Raw genomic sequence first — 21,472 nt, 5'->3', positions numbered from 1 at the left:
CTCACACGTCCGCCACGGGGGCTGGTGCGGTGTCCAGGAACGCCGTCGGGCGTCGGCTGGGCCCGGCTGGGCCCGGCTCCGGTCCGAGCCGGTCACCGACCGTGACGGCACCGGGATCGCCGTCGACCTCGACCAGCACCATGCTCCAGGCGGCCACGGGGCTGGCGCTGATCAGCACGGCCCGCTCACCGTCGCGCAGCCGCCCGGCCCCGATCTCGGTCGCCAGGTTGAGCAGGACGTCGTTCGCGCCGAGATGGCCCAGGTCGCGCAGGTTGTCGTGGCAGGCCGCCGCGATCGTCACGCCGAGCGTCTCCTCGAGGAACCGGAACCCGCCCAGGGACAGGTTGTGGCACACATGCCGGGCGACGTCCGCCGGCGCGAGCCCGTTGCGGTCCAGCAGGCGTCGGTACATCGCGCCCAGTCGGTCACGGCTCTCCAGCGTCAGCGTGAAGGAGTACTCCTGGAGATCGCGGCACTGCTCGGACCAGCGGGCCGACGGGCGGTCCCGGTAGTCCACCCGGAACAGGTCCCAGTAGTGGCCGTTGGTCTCCTGCAGCACGTCGAGAACGCGTAGCGGCCCGTCCCTCGAGACGACCGCGGCCATGCCCCCGTCGCCGCTGACCGTGACCGGGTGCCGGTAGCGCCGCGGCGTGGCCGGCGTACTGCCGTGTACGACGAGGACGTCGCTCAGCTCCGGATCGGCGGCCAGCAGGCCGCGCGCCACCAGCAGCGCCGGCGTCATTGACACGCAGCCCAGCCCGCCGACGGAGAAGGTCAGCGCCCGGTCGGCGCCGAGGTGTGCCTGCATCCGGGTCTCGGCGGAGCTCATCAGCGTGGCCGGCGCACGGGACTCGACCGCGACCAGGGCCCCGATCTGGTCTGCGCCGAGGCCGGCGGCGACAAGTGCCCTGCCGGCGGCGCCGGCGGCGAGGTGGAACGCGTCCAGCTCCGGATCGGTGCGGATCCGCTCGATCCCGAGGTCGGCGCAGAGCTGCCGCTCGGCCGGCCCCAGATACGCCAGTTCCGGTAGCTCGGCCACCGCGACCGACCGTTCCGGCAGGAACGACGCCACCGTGCGTAGGGCGAACGTCCCGGACATGTCGCCGCCTCTCCCGGTTTCCGCTGACCCTGCCGACTCTGCCGTCCCCGCCCGGCCCGCTGGCAGAGAAGGACGGGCAGAGGCGGGACTGCTGGTGCGGCTCTGGTCCCGGCCCGCCCGTGGGCACCACTCTCGGAACCAATGCCGATGCCGATCGCCGGTGAAGGGGGGCCACTGATGTCGGCCCGAGTCGGTACCGCGATGAACGTCCCGCCGTCGATCCAGCCGGTGCCGCGCACCGGCGTGCTGCGGCTGTCGCCCGGGCAGGAACGGCTGTGGTTCCTCGACCGGCTGCACAGCGGCGGTACCGGGTATCTCATCCGGTCACACATGTGCCTGCGCGGAGCATGGGATCCCGCAGTGTTCGGGCGCGCCGTGACCGAGGTCGTCCGCCGGCACGAGGTGCTGCGCACCCGGTACGAGGACGACGCCGGCGATCCGGTGCAGGTCGTCGATCCACCCGGGCCGGCCGATGTCACGGTCGTGGACCTGACCGGCGGCCCGGTGGGGGATCCGCATGCCGCGACCCGGGCGGCGGCGCTGCTCGACGCGGCGGCGGCCCGGCCGTTCGACCTGCGCCGGGAACACCCGCTGCGGGTCGTCGTGGTACGGCTCGCGCCCACCGAGCATCTGGTCGGGCTCACCCTGCACCACATCGCGGCCGACGGTTGGTCGTGCGACATCCTGATGCGCGAGCTGGATCAGGCGTACCGCGCGCTCGCGGCCGGCCGGCCCCGGCCGGCGCCACCACCGGTGCAGTACGCCGACGTCGCGGCCTGGCAGCGGCGTCGTCGGGAGGCTGCCGGCACGTCCGGCATCGAGTACTGGCGGGACCAGCTCGCCGGACTCGACCCGGTCGTGCTGCCCACCGACCGGCCGCGCGATGCCGGCCGTGACCGCCGCGGCGACGTGTTCACCGTCGACGTGCCGCGGCACGTCGCCCGGCTGGTCGACGCCACCGGCGAGCGGCACGGCACGACCGCGTTCATGACGCTGCTGGCCGCGTTCCAGGTGCTGCTGGCGCACCGGACCGGCCGCACCGACATCGCGGTCGGGCTAGCCGACGCCGGGCGGGACGAGCCGGAGACCGAGGACCTGATCGGCTTCTTCATCAACACCCTGGTGCTGCGGACCGACCTGTCCGGCGGGCCGTCGTTCGTCGAGGTGCTGCACCGGGTACGCGAGACGGTGCTGAGCGCGCTGATGCACAACGACGTCGCGTTCGAGGACGTCGTGGCCGCGGTCCGGCCCGGCCGGGACCCCGCGCGCAACCCGCTGTTCGACATCATGTTCCAGGTCCTGCACACCTCCGGTACGCCCGGCACGCTCGGCGGCGCCGCGGTGGAGCCGCTGCCGACGACTGCCACCGCCGCCAAGTTCGACCTGGTGTTCACGGTCTTCCGCTCCGCGGCCGGCGACCTGCAGTGCATGCTGGAGTACGCCGTCGGGCTGTTCGACCGGACGACGATGCAGCGGCTCGCCGAGGACTACGTGACGCTGCTCGAGCGGCTGGCCGGCGCACCGCAGGTCCGCGCGATCCAGCCGGCCCCGGCGCCCGGCGCGCCGACCACGCCGACTACCCCGACGACACAGCCGGCAGCCGCCCCGGTGTCGCCGTCCGGCCCGGTCGAGCAGGCCGTCGCCGGAATCTGGTCGGCTCTGCTCGACGTCGACGACATCGCCGCCGACGACGACTTCTTCGACCTCGGCGGCAACTCGCTGCTGGTGATCCGGGTGCGCGCCGCGCTGCGGCGCACATTCGCCGTCGATCTCCCCGTGCAGGTTCTGTTCGAGGCCGCCACGGTGGCCGAACTCGCGGCCGCGGTCACCGCCGCGGTCCGCGCCGACGTCGGCCGAATGTCCAGCAGCCAGGTGCAGGGCGTACTGCTCCGGGCCGCCCCGAAAGGAACCCGATGACCGAGATGTTGGAGTCGCCCAGCCTGCACGAACAGCTGCTGGAGCGCCGGCTGCATGGCCTGGAGACGCTCACCGAGCCGGGTATCCCTCAGGTGTCACGGGCCGTCGCGCCGCCGCTGTCACCCGCGCAGCGCCGGCTGTGGATTCTCGACCAGCTGCGTCCCGGTGGTGTCGAGTACGTGGTCCAGATCGCGCTGCAACTGGTCGACCATTCCGGCAGCCGGCTCGACGTCGCCGCGTTGCAGGCCGCGCTGAACGGGCTGGTGGCGCGGCACGAGGTGCTGCGCACCCGCTACCCGGCCGGTCCTGACGGCGAGCCGGTGCAGCTGATCGAGCCGCCCGCCCCGGTGTCGTTGCCGGTCCGGGACCTCACCCACCTCGACAGCGAGACCCAGTGCACGTTGCTCAACCAGCTCATGTCGGTGGACCGCGAGCCGGTTGACCTGGCTGCCGGGCCGGTCTTCCGCGTGCTGCTCGTCCGGCGCGAACCGGACCAGAACCTGCTGCTGCTCACCACCCACCACATCGCGATGGACCTCTGGTCGGAAAGCCTGCTGGTGGACGAACTGTGCCGCCGCTACACCGCCGCCCTCGACAATCGACCGGCCGACCTCGCCCCGCTGCCGGTGCAGTACGCCGACGTCGCGGCCTGGCAGGGGCAGCGGATCGCCGAGCTGCGCGGCACCCAGCTCTCGTACTGGCGTCGGCAGCTCGCCGATGCCACACCGGTGGACCTGCCGACCGACCGGCCGCGGCCGGCGGTACGCGACGCCGCCGGCGACATCGTGCCGTTCACCGTGCCCACCAGCGTGGCGGCGGCGCTGGGCCGGCTCGCCCGGTCCCACCGCGCCACACCGTTCATGGTCCTGCTGGCGGCGTACGCGGTCGTCCTCGGGCGGTGGAGCGGCCGGACCGACGTCACGATCGGAACGCCGGTCGCCGGCCGTGGGCACGACGACACGCATGACCTGATCGGACTCTTCCTCGACACCGTTGTGGTGCGGGCCGACCTGGCCGGCGACCCGACGTTCGGCGACCTGATCGACCGGGTCCGTGGTGCCGCGTTGGGCGCGATGGCCCACCAGGAGCTGCCGTTCGATCAACTCGTCGATGACCTGGCACGGGTCCGCGACCCCGCGCGTACCCCGCTGTTCTCGACGATGCTCGTCTGGCAGGAGGCCGGGCCGGGCGGCTTCCAGGCACGCGGCCTGGACGTCGAGCAGGTACCGATCCCGTTCGCCGATGCCAAGGTCGACCTGACCATGTGGGCGGCCCCCGGCCCGGACGGCGTGTTCGCCGGCGCCCTGGTCTACGCGACCAGTCTGTTCGACCGCGGCACGATCGAGCGGTTCGCCGCGCAGATCGGGCAGCTGCTGGCGGGTGTCGCCGCGGCACCCGACACCCCGCTGTCCGCCATCACCATCCTGCCGCCGGCCGAGCGCGAGCTGCTGCTCGACAGCTGGAACGACACCGCGTCCGACGTGCCGGCCGGCACGGTGCCGGAGCTGTTCCGGGCCCAGGTGACCGCCACCCCGAAGGCGGTGGCGGTACGGGCCGGGGACCACAGCCTGTCCTACGCCGAGCTGGACACCCGTGTCACCGCGCTGGCGCACCGGCTGCGCGCGCTCGGCGTCGGTCCCGAGTCGGTGGTCGGGGTGTGTCTGGAACGCGGCCCGGAGTTGGTGACCGCGCTGCTGGCCGTGCTCACGGCCGGCGGGGCCTACCTGCCGCTGGACACCGAGAGCCCGGCCCTGCGGCTGGAAGACCAGCTCACCGAGGCCGCGGTCCGGATCGTGGTGACCGACCGGACGACCGTCGGTCAAGCCGCGCGGACGCTGGTCCGGCCGGACGCCGTCGACGGCGCCCCGGACGGCCCGGACGGTCCGCTCGGCGCCGACCTCCACCCGGACCATCCGGCGTACGTGTTGCACACCTCCGGCTCGACCGGCCGACCCAAGGGCGTGGTGATCACCCAGCGGGCGCTGGTGAACCGGCTGACCTGGATGCAGCGCGAGTACCCCCTCGACGGCACGGACCGGGTGCTGCACAAGACGCCGTACGGCTTCGACGTCTCGGTCTGGGAGCTGCTCTGGCCGCTGGTGACCGGCGCGACGCTTGTGGTCGCCCGCCCGGGCGGGCACCGCGACCCGGCGTACCTGGCCGCGGTGATCGCGGAGCACGGCGTGACCACGCTGCACTTCGTGCCGTCGATGCTGCGGGCCTTCCTCGACGAGCTGCCCGGCCGGCTGCCGTCGGTGCGGCGGCTCTTGGCCAGCGGCGAGCCGCTGCCCGCCGAGGTGGCGGCGGCCGTGCAGACGCAGATCGGCTGCCCGTTGTACAACCTCTACGGTCCCACCGAAGCCACGATCGACGTGACCGCGGCCCGGTGCCGGCCCGGGGAGCCGGTCACGATCGGCCGGCCGGTGGCCAACACCCGCGCCTACGTCGTCGATGCGGACCTGCGCCTGCAGCCGGTCGGCGTGCCCGGCGAGCTGGTGCTGGCCGGCGTCCAGCTCGCCCGTGGCTACCTGCGCCCCGCGGACACGGCCGACCGGTTCGTTCCCGACCCGTTCGGCACCGGGGGGCGGCTCTACCGCACCGGCGACCTCGTCCGGCACCGCGCCGACGGCACGATCGAATACCTGGGCCGGCTGGACCGGCAGGTGAAGCTGCACGGCAACCGCATCGAACCGGGCGAGGTCGAGGCGGTACTCACCGCGTACCCGGACGTCGCCGCCGCCGTGGTCACCGTGCACGACGACCGGCTCGTCGCCTACCTCGAAGGCTCGGTCGATCCGAACGCGGTCGCGGCGCACGCCCGGGCCCGGCTGCCGCTGAACCTGGTACCCACGCGCTGGATCGTCCTCGACGCACTGCCGTTGACCGCCGCCGGCAAGGTCGACGTGCGGGCGCTGCCGGCACCGCCTGCGCACGTCGGGCCCGCCGAAGCGGAGCCGCTCACCCAGCTCGAGCGGCTGCTCGCGGACGCGTTCACCGACGCGCTGGGCGTCGACACGATCGGCCGGCACGACTCGTTCTTCACGCTCGGCGGTGACTCGATGCGGGCGATCCGGGCCGTCGGTGCGCTGCGGGCCGCCGGCCTGCCGGTGTCGGTGCACGACCTGTTCAGCCACGCAACGGTGGCCGAGCTGGCCGAACTGGTCGGTACGCGGGAACCGGCCGAGCCATCCGCCGGCCCGCCGGCCGTGGCGTCGTTCGCGCTGCTGTCCGACGCCGACCGCGCGCTGCTGCCGTCGGGCCTGGTGGACGCGTACCCGATGGGCGAGATCCAGGCCGGGATGGTGTACGAGATGCTGGCCGCTCAGCGGCCGGTCTACGTCAACGTCAGCTGCTACCGCATCGACGACGAGCTGCCGTTCGACCTGGCCGACCTGCGCGCGGCCGCGGCGTTGCTGGTGCAGCGGCACGAGATCCTGCGCACCTCGTTCGCCCTCACCGGCTACACCCGGGCGCTGCAGCTGGTGCACGGCACCGCCGAGATTCCCGTGGAGCTGGACGACCTGCGCGACCTGCCCCCGGCCGCGCAGCGCCAGGTTCTGGACGAGTTCCTGATCGCCCAGCGCGACGTGCCGTTCGACCTGGCGATGCCGCCGCTGCTGCGCTACACGGCGCACCGCACCGGCGAGCGCGAGTGGTGGCTCACCCACGTCGAGTGCCACGCCATCCTGGACGGGTGGAGCCAGACGTCGGTGGTCGGTGAGCTGATCCAGACCTACCGGACGCTGCGCCGGGGCGGCACCCCGCAGCCGGCGCCGCCGCCCGCCGTCCGGTTCGCCGATTTCATCGCCGCCGAGCAGGAGTCGCTGGCATCGGCCGCCGATCGGGACTTCTGGACCGCCACCATCACGGCCGTCGACAAGCTGGAGATCCCGGCCGGGTGGGGCGATCCGGAGGCCGGCGGGAACCGGACCGACGACGCGCCGGACTCGATCGACGTCGGGTACGCCGACCTGGAACCGGCGCTGCGCCGGCTGGCGGCCGACACGGGTGTGTCGCTGAAGAGCGTGCTGCACGCCGCCCACCTCACGGCCTGGGGCGTGGTCACCGGGCGGCAGCGCTTCTCCGCCGGGCTGGTCGTCAACGGCCGGCCGGAGGCGCCGCGCGGTGACGAGGTGATCGGCATGTACCTGAACACGGTGCCGTTCCCCGCCGATCTGACCGTCGCGAGTTGGCCGGACCTGGTACGGGCGGTCTTCGCGCAGGAGGCCCGGCTGTGGCCACACCGGCGCTACCCGATGGCGGCGATGCGACGCGACGGTCGGCACCTCTCGGCACTCGTCGACGTCAGCTTCACGTACCTGGACTTCCACATGATCGACTGGAGCTCCGGCATCGGTTTCGAGTCCGACTTCAGCCCGAGTGAGCTGCCGTTCTCCGCGGTGTCGTTCCCCGGCCGCCTGTGCCTGGTGGGCCGACCGAGCCGGATCGGACGTCCGTACCTGGAACTGGTCGCCCGTACCTACCGCCAGGTGCTCGCCGCGATGGCCGCCGGCCCGGATCGCGACCCGGCTGCCCACCCGGACGCGGCACCGGCCACGGGGCCGCGCACCGTGACGCTGGCACCGGTCGACCGCGACCGGGTCCTCGTCGCGCCGAACCGCTCCGACCGAACCTGGCCCTCCGACGAACCGGTGCACCGGCTGATCGCGCGGCAGGCCCGGTCCACACCCACCGCGGTCGCGCTGCGGCAGGGCGCCGTCACGGTCTACTACGCCGAGCTGGACCTGCGCGCCAACCGGCTGGCGCACCGACTGCGCGCGCTCGGCGTCGGCCCGAACACCGTCGTCGGCGTCTGCCTGCCGCGCACACCCGACCTCGCCGTCAGCATTCTGGCCGTCCTCAAGGCGGGCGGCGCGTTCCTACCGCTGGACCCGCAGTACCCGGTCGAGCGGCTGCGGTTCATGCTCGACAACGCGGCGGCCGCAGTGGTTCTCACCGCCGGCCCGCCACCGGCCGGCCTCACCGGGGCCGATTCCGCGCAGGTGCCGACCGTCGACGTGACTCACGAGTCCGCCCTGCTGGACCTGCCGGTCACCGCGCCGCAGGAGACCGTGTCACCGGACGATCTGGCGTACGTCACCTACACGTCCGGCTCGACCGGGCGCCCCAAGGGCGTCGCCGTGCCGCACCGGGCCGCCCGCAACCTCCGGTACGCCCAGCAGGAGATCTTCGACGTCCGGCCGGGCGACCGGATGCTGCAGTTCTTCTCGGCGAGCTTCGACGCATCGGTGTCCGAGTTGCTCGCCGCGCTCACCGCCGGCGCCGAGCTGGTCCTGCCCGGGGTCGGCCGCGACCCGGGCGACCTGCGCGGCGAGGCAGCCACCCTCACCCACATCCTCCTGCCGCCGTCGATGCTGAGTCGGTTGGACCCGGCGGACTTCCCGAAGCTGCGGACCACCCTCGTCGGGGGCGAGGCGTGCCCCGCGGCGCAGGCCGACCGGTGGGCGCGGCACGCCGCGTTCGTCAACGTCTACGGTCCCACCGAAACATGCGTATATGCCACGTATGCGCCGGTCCTCGCCGGCACGCCGGACCGGGTACCGCCGATCGGCACCCCGCTGGCGAACGTGCGTTGCTACGTCCTGGACGCCGAGCTGCGACCACTGCCCGCCGGGGTGCGCGGCGAGTTGTACGTCGCCGGCGCGGGGCTGGCCCGCGGTTACCTCGGCCGACCCGGCCTGACCGCGGACCGGTTCGTCCCAGACCCGAACGGAGCGCCCGGCAGCCGGATGTACCGCACCGGCGACGTGGTGTCCCGCGCGGACGACGGGTCCCTGTACTTCCACGGCCGCGGCGACCAGCAGGTCAGCGTCCGCGGTTTCCGGATCGAACTCGGCGAGGTGGAGCACGCGTTGCAGGTGCATCCGGCCGTCGCCGCCGCGGCGGTCGCGGTCGCCGCGGCGGGCACCGAGGACGCGACGCTGGTGGCGTTCGTCCGGCTCACCGGCGGCACCGGCGGCGCTTCTCCCTCGGCTGCCGAACTGCGCGATCACGTCCGCCGCCGGCTGCCGGCACACCTGGTGCCGACCCGCTGCCACATCGTCGCCCAGTTCCCGGTCAACGCCTCCGGCAAGGTCGATCGCGCTGCGCTGGTAGCGGCCGAGCCGGAGCCGGTCGGCGCGCAACTGGAGCGGGTGGCGCCGCGGACGCCGCTGGAGCGGGCGATCGCCGGTGCCTGGGAGCAGGCGCTGCGGCTGGACCGGGTCGGCGTCGACGACGACTTCTTCGACCTCGGTGGCCACTCGATGGCGATGATGCGAATCATCTCGCTGCTGCGGGAATCGCACGGCGTGGAGCTGACGTTCCGCGCCTTCTTGGAGCACCAGACCGTCGCGCGGCTGGCTGCCGCGATCGTTGACGGGGTGGTCGGCGTCCCGGAGCAGCCGGCCGAGGCCGGTAGCCGCAACTGCGCGATGCTGTGGCTGCGTCGCGGCACCGGCGCGCCGCTGTTCTGCATCCACCCGGGCGGCGGCAGCGCCCACTGGTTCCAGCGCTTCCTGCCCTATCTGGACCCCGAACTGCCGCTGGCCGCGTTCGAGTGGCCGAAACCGCACGGTGACAACGCGAGGATCCCCACCGCCGACGAGATGGCCCGCCGGCACTTCGACGAGCTGCGGGCCGTCCAGCCGCACGGGCCGTACCGGCTCTTCAGCTGGTGCGGCGGCAGCACCATTGCGGCGGCGCTCGCCACCATGCTGCTCGACGCCGGCGAGGAGGTGATCTTCATGCTTCTCGACCCGGTGCTGGACGCAAAGACCAGGCCGAAGTTCTACGAGCAGATGGGCTTCGTGCGCCGGCTGGAGCAGCTGGTCCTGGAGATCGACCGGGGTGGGCCGCAGATGGACACACCCGAACGCCGCGCCGAGATCATGGATCTGTACGGACGGGTCGCCAACGACATCGACGACAGCGAGGGTATGGCGCTGCCCGAGCGCGGCGTCGGCACCGCCTGGCCGCGGATGGTCCGCGTCTGGCGGGAATCGCTTCAGGCCCTGATCGAGTACCCGAACCCGGTCTACGCCGGCAAGCTGCACCTCATCGTCAGCGATGCGCTCGCCAACAGCCGACACGTGGTGACCTCCGGCCAGGCCTTCAGCGACTACTACGCCCGGTGGGAGGAGCTGATCGACGGTGGCATCGAACTGCACCGGGTACCCGGAGACCACATCGGGATCATGAAACCGCCCCTGCTCAAGCACCTGACCGACGTGATCGGCGCGGTGCTGGGTGGCTCCCGATGATCACGAAGACGAACGGCACGGCCGCACTCGGGCCTACCGCGCAGCAGCGGGCGTGGAACGCCACCAGCCGCGGGTTCACCGCGGACGGCCCCGTGCACCGGCGGTTCGAGGCACAGGCCCGGCTCCGACCGGACGCGGTGGCGGTGCGCTGGGCCGGCGGCACGTTGACCTTCGCCGAGCTGGATCGGCGTGCCAACCGGCTGGCGTGGGCACTGCGCGACCGCGGGGTCGGACCGCAGACACCGGTCGGGATCCGGGTGCCGCGCGGCCCGCAGCTGGCGGTCGCCGTGTACGGCGTGCTGAAGGCGGGCGGTTACTACCTGCCGGTGGAGCCGGCCCTCCCGGCCGAGCGGGCACACACCCTCCTGGCCGAGGCCGGCGCGCGGGTACTGGTCGTCGCGGCCGGCGGGGACAGCTGGTCGGTACCGGCCGGGCTGACTGCCGTGGCCGCCGACCACCCTGTCCCGGACCGCCGTGAACTGTGCGGCCCCGAACCCGGCACCGACGCCGACTCCACCGCCTATGTGGTCTTCACCTCCGGCACCACCGGCCGACCCAACGGCGTCGAGGTGGCGCACCGGTCGCTGCACAACCTCTTCGCCTGGTGCCAGCGCACCCACGGTTTCGGCCCGCACGACCTCGGCCTGTCGGTCGCCTCGTTCAGCTTCGACCTGTCCGTCTTCGACCTGCTCGGCCTGCCTGGGTACGGGGCCGGCGTGTACATCGCCGACGATGCGCAGCGACGCGACCCGGAACTGCTGCTCGACGTCCTGCTACGCGAGCCGGTGACGTTCTGGAACTCCGCGCCGACGACGCTGGCCCACCTCGCGCCGTTGCTCGACGGACACCGCGACGACGCCGGGACGGGCGACCTTCGCCTGGTCTACCTCGCCGGCGATTTCCCACCGCTGACCCTGCCGGACGACGTGCGGTCGGTCTTCACCCGGGCGACGATCGTCAACCTTGGCGGCACGACCGAGACAACCGTGTGGGCGAACTGGTACGAGGTCGGGGCGGTCGACCCGGCCTGGCGGAGCGTCCCGTACGGTCGGCCCATCGACAACGCCCAGTATTGGGTGGTCGACGAGAACCTGCGGCCGTGCCCGGTCGGCGTCCCGGGCGACCTACTCATCGGCGGCGATGTCCTCGCGATCGGCTACCACGGCCAGCCGGAACTGACCCGGCAGCGGTTCATCCCGGACACACTCGGACCCAACCCAGAGGGTCGGCTGTACCACACCGGCGACCGGGCGAGCTTCGGCCCCGACGGTGTGCTGACCATCCTTGGCCGGGTCGACGGGCAGGTGAAGATCCGCGGCGCGCGGGTCGAGCTCGGGGAGGTCGAGCACCGCCTCCGCGGGCATGCTGAGGTGCGGGACGTGGTGGCGCTGGCCCGACCGAACCGGGACGGCGACCGGGTGCTGGTGGCCTACATCCAGCCGGCAGCCGGCTGCCGGCCGACCGTACGGGAGCTGCGTCGGCACGCGGCGGCGGCGCTGCCGGACTACATGGTTCCGGCGGCGGTCGTGTTCGTGGACGGCTTTCCCGCCACCGCCAACGGCAAGCTCGACCGCGCCGCACTGCCCTGGCCGGCGCGGACCGGCAGCACCCACACGCTCGGTGCCCCGGGGTGAGCCCCGCAGCGGACACCGCGCCACCCCCGTACCGTCGCGGGTTGCGCGCGGTGGTCGCCGCCGGCGCGTGTCCGGCTTCGGCTACCAGGTCAACACGCTCGCGCTGCCCTGGCTGATCCTGGAGACGACCGGCTCGGCCACCTGGTGCTGCTGACGCAGGTCCTGCCGATGGCGCTGTTCGGCCTCCTCGGTGGCGAGTGCTGCAACGGCTCGGCGCCCGGCGCACGATGCTGGTGTCCGACGCGGCACGGGGCGTGCTGGTCGCCATGGTGCCGCTGCTCTACGGCACCGGCGCGCTCAGCTTCCCCGCGCTGCTCGGGCTGGTGACGGCGGCCGGGCTGGCCGGGGTGCCGTACGCGGTGTCGCAACGGGTGCTCGCCGGCGACCTGGCCGGCGACGACCAGCGCGCCCTCACCCGCGCCCACGGGCTGTTCGACACCGTCTACAACGCCGCCGGGCTCGGCGGGCCGATACTGGCCGGCATCCGGCACATGCGCGCCGACCCGTTCCTTGGCCGGACGATATCCGCCACCATCGCTGGCGGCTTCGTGCTGCGCTTCCTGGCGATCTGCCTGCCGCTACTGGCATTCCAGCGGTACGGCGGTCACGCGGCGTCTCCAGCTTCTCGACCATCGGCTGATTATGCTCAAGCACTCTGGCCCTCCAGGTGACGGTCTCCTCAGACCGGGGAGGAACGCCGGGATGTCGCCTACCACCAGCCGAGCCGGCTCGGTGACCTGCTGGGCTTCGCAGTCGGCGCAGGCGATCGCGAAAATCCCGTCGGGCGACGCGACTCCGTAGCATTCGCGGAGACGTCGCGTGCGCAGTGGCCCCGCGGCCTGCGCGGAACTGCAACCCACGGAGGACAGATGAATTCCGACGACGAGGCGTTTCTCCGGCAGGCGATCGACATCGCCGACCGAGCCGGCGCGGCCGGCGAACGTCCGTTCGGCTCGCTACTTGTCGGACCCGACGGTGAGGTGCTGATCTTTGACCACAACACGGTGGTCTCCGAGGCCGACATCACCGCCCACCCCGAGCTGAAGCTGGCCCGCTGGGCAGCCCGGGAACTCGACCCGGACGTGGCGGCCGGCACCACGATGTACACCAGCTGCCAACCCTGTCCGATGTGCGCCACCGCCATCGAACGCTCCGGCCTGGGCAGGGTGGTGTTCGCGCTCTCCGCCGAGCAGTTCGAGAGCGTCAAACCGTCCACTCCGGCTCCGGCCCGGGTCCGGTACGACGGACCGGCGCTGTTCGCCGAGGCCCGTCGACCGATCGAGGAGCACTACTGATCGGACGGTGAGTATGCAGACACCTGGCGGCGGGCCGGCTGCCGGGTCAAGCAGAGCAGGAGGACGCGGTCGCGGCCTCACCCGCTCGCCCGGCGCTGCCGGGGTCGCCCGGTCTGACGGGGTGGACGTTGGCCCAACATGTCCGCGTGTTGGAGCCGAAGTTACCTCCTGTATGGAACGGAGATGCGCCAGCCGCCGACCTCAACGCGTGGTCGTCCCCGGCCGGTCTGCGCGTCGTCACCACCGTTATGTGGCGGTCAAGCCCGGGGCGGTCGGCGTTGCGGGTCGTGGTTGCTACCAGGGGACGACGGTGTAGTTCTTGAGCAGGACGCCGTGTAGTGGTGTGCCGGTTTCGCCGGTGATGATGGTGGCAGATGCGGGCTGCGGCGTCGGTGACGTCCAGTGGGGGTCGCCAGCCGGTGGCGGCCCGCCGGGCTTTCGTGGTGCCGGGGACGACAAGGGCGCCGGTGGCGTCGATGATGGCGGTCAGCTCGTGGCGGTAGTTTCCGGAAGTGCGGCGAGGCGCAGGCTCCAGTCCGGCGGTGTGGCGCCGGGTCGGAATCCGGCTTCTGAATCAACGGCAACTCCGGTGCGTGGACCTCGGCGACGGCGTCACGCCAGTGCATCGACTGGCGTTCCGTGCCGAAGTGAAGATCTTCCACAGACGAGGCACGGCGGCGGCTTCATAACCGCGAGTGTCCAAGCTTCGGCGAGAATTTCTGAACCAGGTTTCCGAGGGGTCGGCGTGCTGCTGGTCACCAGTGCTATGCTCCGCCGCGATGAATCTTTCTCTCAGATTGGGGGTCCGGTTCGCCCAAGGTGAGTGCTGATGCGCTCCCTGGCTGCGAATGCGGATTACCGCCTTTCTCTCTGGCGGCGGGTGCGCGAGTACGCCGTGCCGCCCTCCATGATCGAAGCTGCGACCGTTCGCCGTCGCGTCGGTGACTGGGCCGGCGCCTGCGCCGCCGCCCGAGTCGACGTCGACCTTGACCTTCGCGCCGTGGTCCGCCGCCACGGCCGGCACCTGGCCGCCCGGCTCCGGGCTGACGTCCGATACCTCGCGCCAGACCTGTTGCGCTGGCACATGCCAAGGATCGCCCCCGACGGACTGCTGCGCCCGGGCCTGACCGTGTCACTGGCCCAGTACGGCCCGACGGAGCACGACGACGCCGAACCGGTGCACCTCGTCGCCCGGACGCCACCGGCCTGGGCAGATGCGGGTCAGCGGATCAGTCTGGCGTTGTGGGCCGGAACGCAGAGCGAGGGCAACCGTCCTCATCCGCACGCGCGTCCCGACCGTCGATTCCGTCTCGACCTGCACCGTCATCTGTGGGACGTACGCAGAGCCGACGAGCTGCGGAGCCGGTCGGGTGCCTGGCAGGCGAGCCCCGACACCTCCTTCGCGATGCGCCCTGATCCGACGTGGGACGCGCTGCGGGAGTGCGGTTACGCCGCACACCGGTGGGCGGCCGAAGCGGCGCTGCTGCTCCAGGCCGAGGGCCGGACCAGTGGTGCTGTGACGGTGCGCCTCGGCCCTCGGCGTCGTCTGCTCCTGGACGTCGCTGCGGCAGGCACGGATGGGCGGCTGCCTGCGGCACGGATCGCCGGGGCGTCGCGGGCCGGTCGGGTCGCCGGGCTGCCGGTGCTGCCCGACGCGGCGACCTGGATGGCACCGGACCTGGAGCTGCTGCGCCGCGGGCTGATCGAGGTCGACCGGCTTCACCCGCTGGTGGCCGCCGCGCTCGCGCCGGGTCACCCGGTGGGCGTTACCCCGGCGTCCCCGGACCCGGTGGCAGCACCGCGTCTCGTGGCCTGCCGGGGAGCCTGGCACCGCATCGGTCTGGTGAACGGGGTACTCACACCCCTGGACCACGACCCGGCAGAGATCCGCCGGGAGGAATTGTTGACCGCCCTGACCGGCACCCCGCTGCCCTGCCTGCAGGCGATCGACGAAGCGCACCGCCGACCGGAGTGCCTTCCCGACGTCCGCGCCCGCCTGGACCACGGCGACGTCGACGGCGCACTGGCCGCCGTCGAGGACCTGCTTGGACCCGAAGCGCTGCTCCGCGACGGGAACCTGCGGGAGGAACTGGAGAACGCCGCGCTGCGGCGAATCTCCTACGGGCTGTTCCGAGCCGGACTGACCGGCCACGGACCTGCCCCCTGCTTCCGGGACCGGCAGCCCAAGCGTGACCGCCGCTGCCGTCCACGTCACGCGATCGCCCGCTGACCAGCGAACCTCTTCCTCGCCCGGCTCCAGGCCGGCCCACCACCACGACTTCACAAGGTGATCCACATGTCTCGCACCCCCACCCGCACCCGCACCTCGAACGACCTCACCCCGACGCCACAGCTCGACGTCGCCGCCGACCTGCTCGCGCTACTTTCCAGCACGACCACCACCGCAACCCGTCCCGACCCGCAGTCGGAGGCACTCACCCTGGCCGTCGCCGCTGACCTGCCGGTGCTGCTGTGGGGAGAGCCGGGAATCGGCAAGACCGCCGCCCTGACGCACCTCGCCGCATCCCTGGACCTGCCGCTCACCACGGTGATCGCCAGCGTCCACGAGCCGTCCGACTTCTCGGGACTGCCCGTCGTCGGCGACGACCCGGCGGCCCAGGGCGTTCCGATGGCGCCGCCGGACTGGGCCGTACGTCTGGTACGCGCCGGCCGCGGACTGTTGTTCCTGGACGAACTGTCCACCGCCCCGCCGGCCGTGCAGGCCGCCCTGCTCCGCCTCGTGCTCGAACGACGCATCGGCAGCCTGCGCCTGCCGGCGGCCATCCGGATCGTCGCTGCCGCCAACCCACGATCCTCGGCGGCCGACGGCTGGGAGCTGAGCCCGCCGCTGGCCAACCGCTTCGTCCACCTGCAATGGACCCACGACCACGACGTCGTCGTACGCGGTCTGGGCGGAACCTGGCCCCGCGCAACGCTGCCCCGGCTCAACCCGCAGCGGCTGCCGGAGGCTGTCACTCTCGCCCGCCGCGCGGTTTGTGGGCTGCTGTCGGCCCGCCCGGGGCTCGTGCACCGGATGCCCACCAGCGAGGCCGGCCGCGGTGGTCCGTGGCCGTCGCCGCGCAGCTGGGAGATGACCCTGCGTCTGATCGCCTTCGCCACCGCGGCCGACGCCTCCCGAGAGATCCTGTCGATGCTGGTCAGAGGTGCCGTGGGCGACGGACCGGGACTGGAGCTGCTGGCCAGCCTGGACCGGATGGATCTCCCCGACCCCGAGGTGCTGTTGGCCGACCCGGCAGCCGCAGCCCTGCCCGAGCGCGGTGACCTACGCCAGGCCGTCCTGGACGCCGTGGTGGAGGCGGTACGCCGACGTCCGGAGCGATCCCGCTGGGACGCCGCCTGGGCGCTGTTGGTCCGGGCGCTGGAGACAGGTGCCCCGGACCTGGTGGTCGTGCCCGCGTCCACCCTCGCCCGGCTGCGACAGGAGGACTGGGACGTGCCCGCCGCCATCGAGCGGCTCACCGGGGTGGTGTCCCTGTCCCGCCGGGCCGACCAGACGGCGTCCCGGGTCGCGGCGATCGCGGGGGCCGGCAGGTGAGCACCAGCCACCCCGGCACGCTGGACCGGGACAAACTCTTCGCCGCCCGGCTGCACGCCGCTCGGGTCCGGCCCTACCTGGCGACGGCGCTGTTCGCCCTGCACGTGGTCGAATCGCGGCAGGTGCCGACAATGGCAGTGGACCCGCACTGGCGGTGCTACGTCTCACCAGCGTTCGTGCACCGAACACCCGTGGAGGAACTCGCCGGAGTGTGGGTGCACGAGGTCTCGCACCTGCTCCGCGACCACCACGGGCGCGGCGACCGGGTCGCCCGGGAACGCGGACTGACTGGGCCGGCGCAGCGGCTGCGGATGAACATCGCCGCGGACTGCGAAATCAACGACGACGTCTTCGGTGACGGGCTCGCCCGCCCCGAAGGCGCCGTTGACCCCGGCTCCCTGCTGCTGCCCGAGGGACAACTGATGGAGGACTACCTGCGGCAGTTCCGGCTCGGACCGCGGACCCAGCACCTGGCCTGGCTGGACTGCGGCAGCGGCGCCGACGGGCGGCAGCGGCAATGGGACCTCGGAACCGACGGAGCGCACGCCCTCAGCCCGCACGAACGCGACGCGGTGCGGTTCCGGGTGGCCGAGGGCATTACCGGCCGACCGGGAAACGTTCCACAGGGCTGGCGGCGCTGGGCGGAACAGGCATTGCACCCACCGCAGCCCTGGCGGGACCTACTCGGAGCGGCGATCCGCTCGGCGGTCTCGGCGCCCGGCGTAGGCGAGGACTACATTTACGGCCGACCGTCGCGTCGCGCCGCCGGCATACCCGGGGTCGTCCTGCCGGCACTGCGACGCCGGCCCCCGCGGGTCTGCGTCATCATCGACACCTCCGGGTCGGTCAGCGACGCCGAACTCGGCAGCGCCCTGCTCGAGGTCACCGCGATATCCCGGACCGTGGGCGGCCGCCGCGACCTGGTCACCGTGCTGCCGTGTGACGCAGCCGCCCAGCTCGTCGGTCCGCTGTGCCGGGCCGAGGACATCCCGCTCGTGGGCGGGGGAGGTACGGATCTACGGGCCGGTTTCGCCCGGGCACTGCGCGAGACACCCTGCCCGGACGTCATCGTCGTGTTGACCGACGGACAGACGCCCTGGCCGACCGCACGACCGCCGTCCCGCACCGTCGTCGGGCTGTTTCCTCGTGCCGTGCGGTGCAACGAGGACGATCCCGACTACCGACCGGACTCCCCGCCGGAGTGGGCGCGCGTGGTCACCATCGGATCCGCCCCCACCGCGCGGTGAACCGCAGCCCACGTCAGCCGATCGGCGGCGGGTTCCTCGACGGATGCGGGCTGCTGGGTGCGGCGGTCCCCACGCCCCCGCACGCCTCGGTCTGCCAGCCGGTCAGGACGGCCCGGCGAGGTTGCTCGGCACGGGGGCGTCGACTAGCACCAGCAGCGCCGGCACCCGTTGGTGGACGAGCCACGGCCGATGCTGCCGCTCGGTCACCGGGCGCGCAACTCCGCTGGTCTGGCTGGTTCTTGCGGCCGCCGCACTGCTCCGCGCCCTGGTCGGTCCCTGGCGGGCGTGGCGAACAGCGGGACGTGGACCAGCGATCATCCGGACAGCTGTGCCGTCGACGTCATGGTCGCGTCGGCACACCGCCCAACTGGTCCCGGGCGCGCGGGCGTACCCCGATGGCGGACATCGCATCGCCGTAGCGCCGGTACGCCTGATCGGCTTCACCGTGCCGACCTGCTGCCACCAACGTACCGATGAACTCGGCGTGCACCCGCTCGTCGTGGGGTTCCACCTCCAGGGCGCGGCTGAGCAGCCGCACGGTCTCGTCGAGCTGACCCAGCTGCCGCGCCAGCGACGCCAGCGTGCGCACCACCCGGAGGTAGACGCGACGCGCCTGGTCCCGGGTCGACGTCGCCCAGTCCTCGTACGCGGTGTCCTCCAGGAAGTCGCCCCGGTAGAGCTGCTCGGCGAGCAGCAGCACGGTGCGGGCGTCCTCGACGGCCCCCTGTTCGGCGAGTCGGAGGCCGTAGGCGGCATCGGCCACGAACTGCTCGATGTCGAGGTCCACATGACCGAGATCGAGGGCCAGGCTGGCGTGCGCCGCGACGACGAAGTGGTCCGTCGGTGCGCGACGGTCGGGATCGAGCACCGAGCGGAGGGTGGACAGGGCCACCGACAGTCGGTGGCTGACCCGGCCCGGATCCTGGTCGGGCCAGAGCAACTCGCCGAGTTGCTCGCGCGGCACCGGCCGGCCGCGTCGGGCGGCGAGGATCCGCAGCAGGTCCTGCGCCTTGCGGGACTGCCATGCCGTGGCCAGCACCGGCCCCCCGTTCACCCGCAGCTCGAACCTGCCGAGGGTGCGGATGCGGACCCGGACGGTGTGGTGCCGGCTGTCGATGCCCGGCGGAGGTACGCCGACCGCCGTCAGCCGCTCGGCGGCCAGGTGACCGCCGGCACGCTCCTGCGGACCTGTCCCGGGCAGCCGACCGAGCAGCACCGCCAGCCGGTCCGCCGCCACCTGTGCCTGGATGTCCCGCAGGATCATCGCCGCCTCCCGCCAGGCCCGGCGCGTGTCGTCGAGGTCGGTGGCGGCGGCACCGCGAAGTTCCAGTGCCTCGGCCAATGCGGCGTGATCACGGTGCCGACGGGCAGCCTCGGCGGCCGTCGACGCGACCTCGACCGCCCGATCCCGGTCACCCGTGGCCAGCGCCACCCAGCCGAGTGCCAGCCGGGCGGCGGCGGAGTCGGGTCCGCGTTCCAGGGTCACCGCACGTTGGGCCATGGTGATCGCCGTGGCAGCGTCCTCGGTGGCCAGGACCCGGGCGAGCCCGGCGAAGGCGGGCACCTGGGCCTGGAGATCGTTTACCGGTTCGCTGGCCCGCAGCGCCTCCTCGAAGGCCGCTCGCGCCAGGCTCCCACGGCCCCGCAGGGCGTGGATCTCACCGATTCCCACCAGGGCGTACGCGACCTTGTGCGACCCCATCCGTTGCAGGATCGGCACGGCCCGCTCGTAGCAGGCGGCGGCCTGTGCCAGTTGTCCCAGATGGAAGTACGCGGTGCCCTCGTTGCAGAGGGCCAGCGCGAGCATCGCCGCGTAACCGTTGGACTCGGCCAGTTCCACCGCCGGCCGCAGCTGGGCCAGCGCCTCCGCGTAGCGGCTCTCGCCCACCAGTGCCGACGCGCGATTGGCGCGGATCCGGGTCACCTGCACGGTGTCGCGGGCCGCCTCGGCGGCCCGCAGCGCCTTCTCGTGATGCTCGTCGGCGGCGCACCGGTCCCCGCTCAGTTTTGCCGCCAACGCCAACGCCGCGTGCGCGGCGGCGAGTGCGTCGTCGCCACCGACCGCGACCGCCGCAGCCAGGGCCCGGCGGGCATGGTTCCGGCAGGCCGTGGCGTCTCCGGTCGTCCAGTACGCCGCCGCGGTCCAGGCGAGCAGGCGCACGTTGTCGGTGGACGGAAGCGGATCGAGTCGGCCGCGCTGGAAGATGTCGAGGGCGCGTCCCGGCTCGCCGCGCAGATAGTGCACGAGCCCGTACCGCCAGGCGAGCGCCGCGACCAGCCGCGACTGTCGCGCGGCGAGGGTGTCGTACGTGGCGAGGGCCGCGTCGAAGTCGCCTCGGATCTGGAGGGCCTCTCCGTGCAGCAGTCGTAGCGGCGGCGTGAGCACCCGTCCGGGCAGTGACCGGCAGGCTTCGGCGATGGTCGCGGCTCCGCCCGAGGCGAGCATCGTGGCGCCGTGCTCGGCGAGCAGCCGGACGGTGGTCTCGACAGCACCACTGCGACCGGACGACCGCAGTGCCGGCACGAGGTGTCCGCGGTCGGCGTACCACGTCGCCGAACGCGCGTACAGCCGGGTCCGCCGCGCCCCGGTCAGCGGCAGGCAGCGCCGGACGACGTCGGTGACGACCGGGACCTGGCGGTACTGCTGCCCGTCGACGGCCGTCGGAGCGACGATGCCGGCGCGGGCCAGCCAGGTCAACAGATGGCAGGCCCGCCGGTGCCCGAGATGTTGACACAGATCGGGGTGGACGGGGTCGAGGTGAGCGGCGTCCCGCAGCAGCCGCTCCGCCTCGGCCGGCAGGCCGGCGAGCACCTCCCGCATCAGGTAGGACTCCAAAGCGGTACCGGGTCCGGCCAGGTCGTCGAGGTCGGCGCCGCTGATGCCGGCCGACTTCGCCGCCAGCGCGACCAGCATCGGCCAGCCGGCGGTGGCGGCGTGCACCCGTGCCGCGAGCGTCGGGTCGGCCGTGCCGTGGTCCGCGACGAGGAGGCTCGCCACCTGTTCGGCGGTGAGCGCCAGGTCAGCTGGGCCGAGTTCGACCAACAGACCCGTCGGACGCCGGGGCATCGCCGGCGGATGGCGGGTCAGCACCGTGACCCGCAGTCGGTGTGGCAGCGCGTCCACGGTGTCGACGAGAGCCCGTAGCTGGCGGTGGGACAGTGGGGGTACGTCGTCGAGGACGAGCCAGACCGGATCGTGACCGGCCTGGTCCTGCGCGCACCGGGCACCGAGGTCGGCGAGCCGCCGAGGGTGGTCGGTGACCAGCGGGCCGGCGTCCGCGCCGTCGAACCAGTGCACCGTCCGGTCGCGCAGCCGTGCGCGTACGAAGCTGGTCTTGCCGTAGCCGGCGGCGGCCACGACAAGGGTGCACCTGTGGTTCAGCAGCCGACCTTCTCTGCTCATCCGACGCCTTCCGGTGAGACTGGTCCACCTCCATTTGGCGCCTGGCGGAACGTGGTGGG

At 72.9% G+C, this 21,472-nt stretch carries 11 protein-coding genes; 9 read left to right on the top strand and 2 right to left on the bottom strand.

Annotated elements, in window-relative coordinates:
- Position 1: 1 nt before the first annotated feature.
- Positions 2-1,099 (bottom strand): 3-oxoacyl-[acyl-carrier-protein] synthase III C-terminal domain-containing protein, encoded by a 1,098-nt coding sequence (locus ACFY2A_RS15530; RefSeq protein ID WP_387172098.1) that lies wholly within the window; start codon positions 1,097-1,099, stop codon positions 2-4.
- A gap of 177 nt (positions 1,100-1,276) precedes the next feature.
- On the opposite strand from ACFY2A_RS15530, the gene ACFY2A_RS15525 reads away from it, so the two are divergent.
- From ACFY2A_RS15525 to ACFY2A_RS15485, 9 genes are all read left to right on the top strand, one after another.
- Positions 1,277-3,016, top strand: coding sequence for a condensation domain-containing protein (locus tag ACFY2A_RS15525; RefSeq protein ID WP_387172096.1), 1,740 nt, complete (start codon positions 1,277-1,279; stop codon positions 3,014-3,016).
- Positions 3,013-10,278, top strand: a complete 7,266-nt coding sequence (locus ACFY2A_RS15520) for an amino acid adenylation domain-containing protein (RefSeq protein WP_387172095.1) — start codon at positions 3,013-3,015, stop codon at positions 10,276-10,278. Before ACFY2A_RS15525 ends, ACFY2A_RS15520 begins: the two co-directional genes overlap by 4 nt.
- The gene (locus tag ACFY2A_RS15515; RefSeq protein WP_387172093.1) at positions 10,275-11,912 is read left to right on the top strand and encodes an amino acid adenylation domain-containing protein; all 1,638 of its coding nucleotides are present in this window, start codon (positions 10,275-10,277) and stop codon (positions 11,910-11,912) included. Before ACFY2A_RS15520 ends, ACFY2A_RS15515 begins: the two co-directional genes overlap by 4 nt.
- Positions 11,899-12,066: a hypothetical protein gene (locus tag ACFY2A_RS15510; RefSeq protein WP_387172091.1), complete on the top strand. Its 168-nt coding sequence runs from the start codon at positions 11,899-11,901 to the stop codon at positions 12,064-12,066. The genes ACFY2A_RS15515 and ACFY2A_RS15510 overlap by 14 nt, the downstream gene beginning before the upstream one ends.
- A gap of 79 nt (positions 12,067-12,145) precedes the next feature.
- On the top strand, positions 12,146-12,583 hold the full coding sequence (locus tag ACFY2A_RS15505) for a hypothetical protein (protein WP_387172089.1): 438 nt from the start codon (positions 12,146-12,148) through the stop codon (positions 12,581-12,583).
- A gap of 198 nt (positions 12,584-12,781) precedes the next feature.
- Positions 12,782-13,207: a nucleoside deaminase gene (locus tag ACFY2A_RS15500; protein ID WP_387172087.1), complete on the top strand. Its 426-nt coding sequence runs from the start codon at positions 12,782-12,784 to the stop codon at positions 13,205-13,207.
- 829 nt (positions 13,208-14,036) lie between these two features.
- Complete coding sequence (locus ACFY2A_RS15495) at positions 14,037-15,437, top strand: hypothetical protein (RefSeq protein WP_387172085.1); 1,401 nt, start codon at positions 14,037-14,039, stop codon at positions 15,435-15,437.
- 66 nt (positions 15,438-15,503) lie between these two features.
- Entirely contained in the window at positions 15,504-16,763 is a 1,260-nt protein-coding gene (locus tag ACFY2A_RS15490; RefSeq protein ID WP_387172083.1) for an AAA family ATPase, read from the top strand.
- A complete protein-coding gene (locus ACFY2A_RS15485) occupies positions 16,760-18,010 on the top strand; it encodes a VWA-like domain-containing protein (protein WP_387172081.1) in 1,251 nt (416 codons plus the stop codon). Before ACFY2A_RS15490 ends, ACFY2A_RS15485 begins: the two co-directional genes overlap by 4 nt.
- A 340-nt stretch (positions 18,011-18,350) precedes the next feature.
- Here ACFY2A_RS15485 and ACFY2A_RS15480 read toward each other — a convergent pair whose 3' ends face one another.
- Complete coding sequence (locus ACFY2A_RS15480; protein WP_387172079.1) at positions 18,351-21,413, bottom strand: BTAD domain-containing putative transcriptional regulator; 3,063 nt, start codon at positions 21,411-21,413, stop codon at positions 18,351-18,353.
- Positions 21,414-21,472 lie beyond the last annotated feature (59 nt).

The organism is Micromonospora sp. NPDC000442 (genome assembly GCF_042898635.1).
Lineage (GTDB): Bacteria > Actinomycetota > Actinomycetes > Mycobacteriales > Micromonosporaceae > Micromonospora.
The sequence above is the reverse complement of the archived record's forward strand: the minus strand, read 5'-3'. Positions and strand labels throughout refer to the sequence as shown.

What these genes read in the sequence shown, in the direction of transcription:
- ACFY2A_RS15530 (WP_387172098.1), bottom strand. Translation starts at nt 1,099, where the DNA reads ATGTCCGGGACGTTCGCCCTACGCACGGTGGCGTCGTTCCTGCCGGAA.
- ACFY2A_RS15525 (WP_387172096.1), top strand. Translation starts at nt 1,277, where the DNA reads ATGTCGGCCCGAGTCGGTACCGCGATGAACGTCCCGCCGTCGATCCAG.
- ACFY2A_RS15520 (WP_387172095.1), top strand. Translation starts at nt 3,013, where the DNA reads ATGACCGAGATGTTGGAGTCGCCCAGCCTGCACGAACAGCTGCTGGAG.
- ACFY2A_RS15515 (WP_387172093.1), top strand. Translation starts at nt 10,275, where the DNA reads ATGATCACGAAGACGAACGGCACGGCCGCACTCGGGCCTACCGCGCAG.
- ACFY2A_RS15500 (WP_387172087.1), top strand. Translation starts at nt 12,782, where the DNA reads ATGAATTCCGACGACGAGGCGTTTCTCCGGCAGGCGATCGACATCGCC.
- ACFY2A_RS15495 (WP_387172085.1), top strand. Translation starts at nt 14,037, where the DNA reads ATGCGCTCCCTGGCTGCGAATGCGGATTACCGCCTTTCTCTCTGGCGG.
- ACFY2A_RS15490 (WP_387172083.1), top strand. Translation starts at nt 15,504, where the DNA reads ATGTCTCGCACCCCCACCCGCACCCGCACCTCGAACGACCTCACCCCG.
- ACFY2A_RS15480 (WP_387172079.1), bottom strand. Translation starts at nt 21,413, where the DNA reads ATGAGCAGAGAAGGTCGGCTGCTGAACCACAGGTGCACCCTTGTCGTG.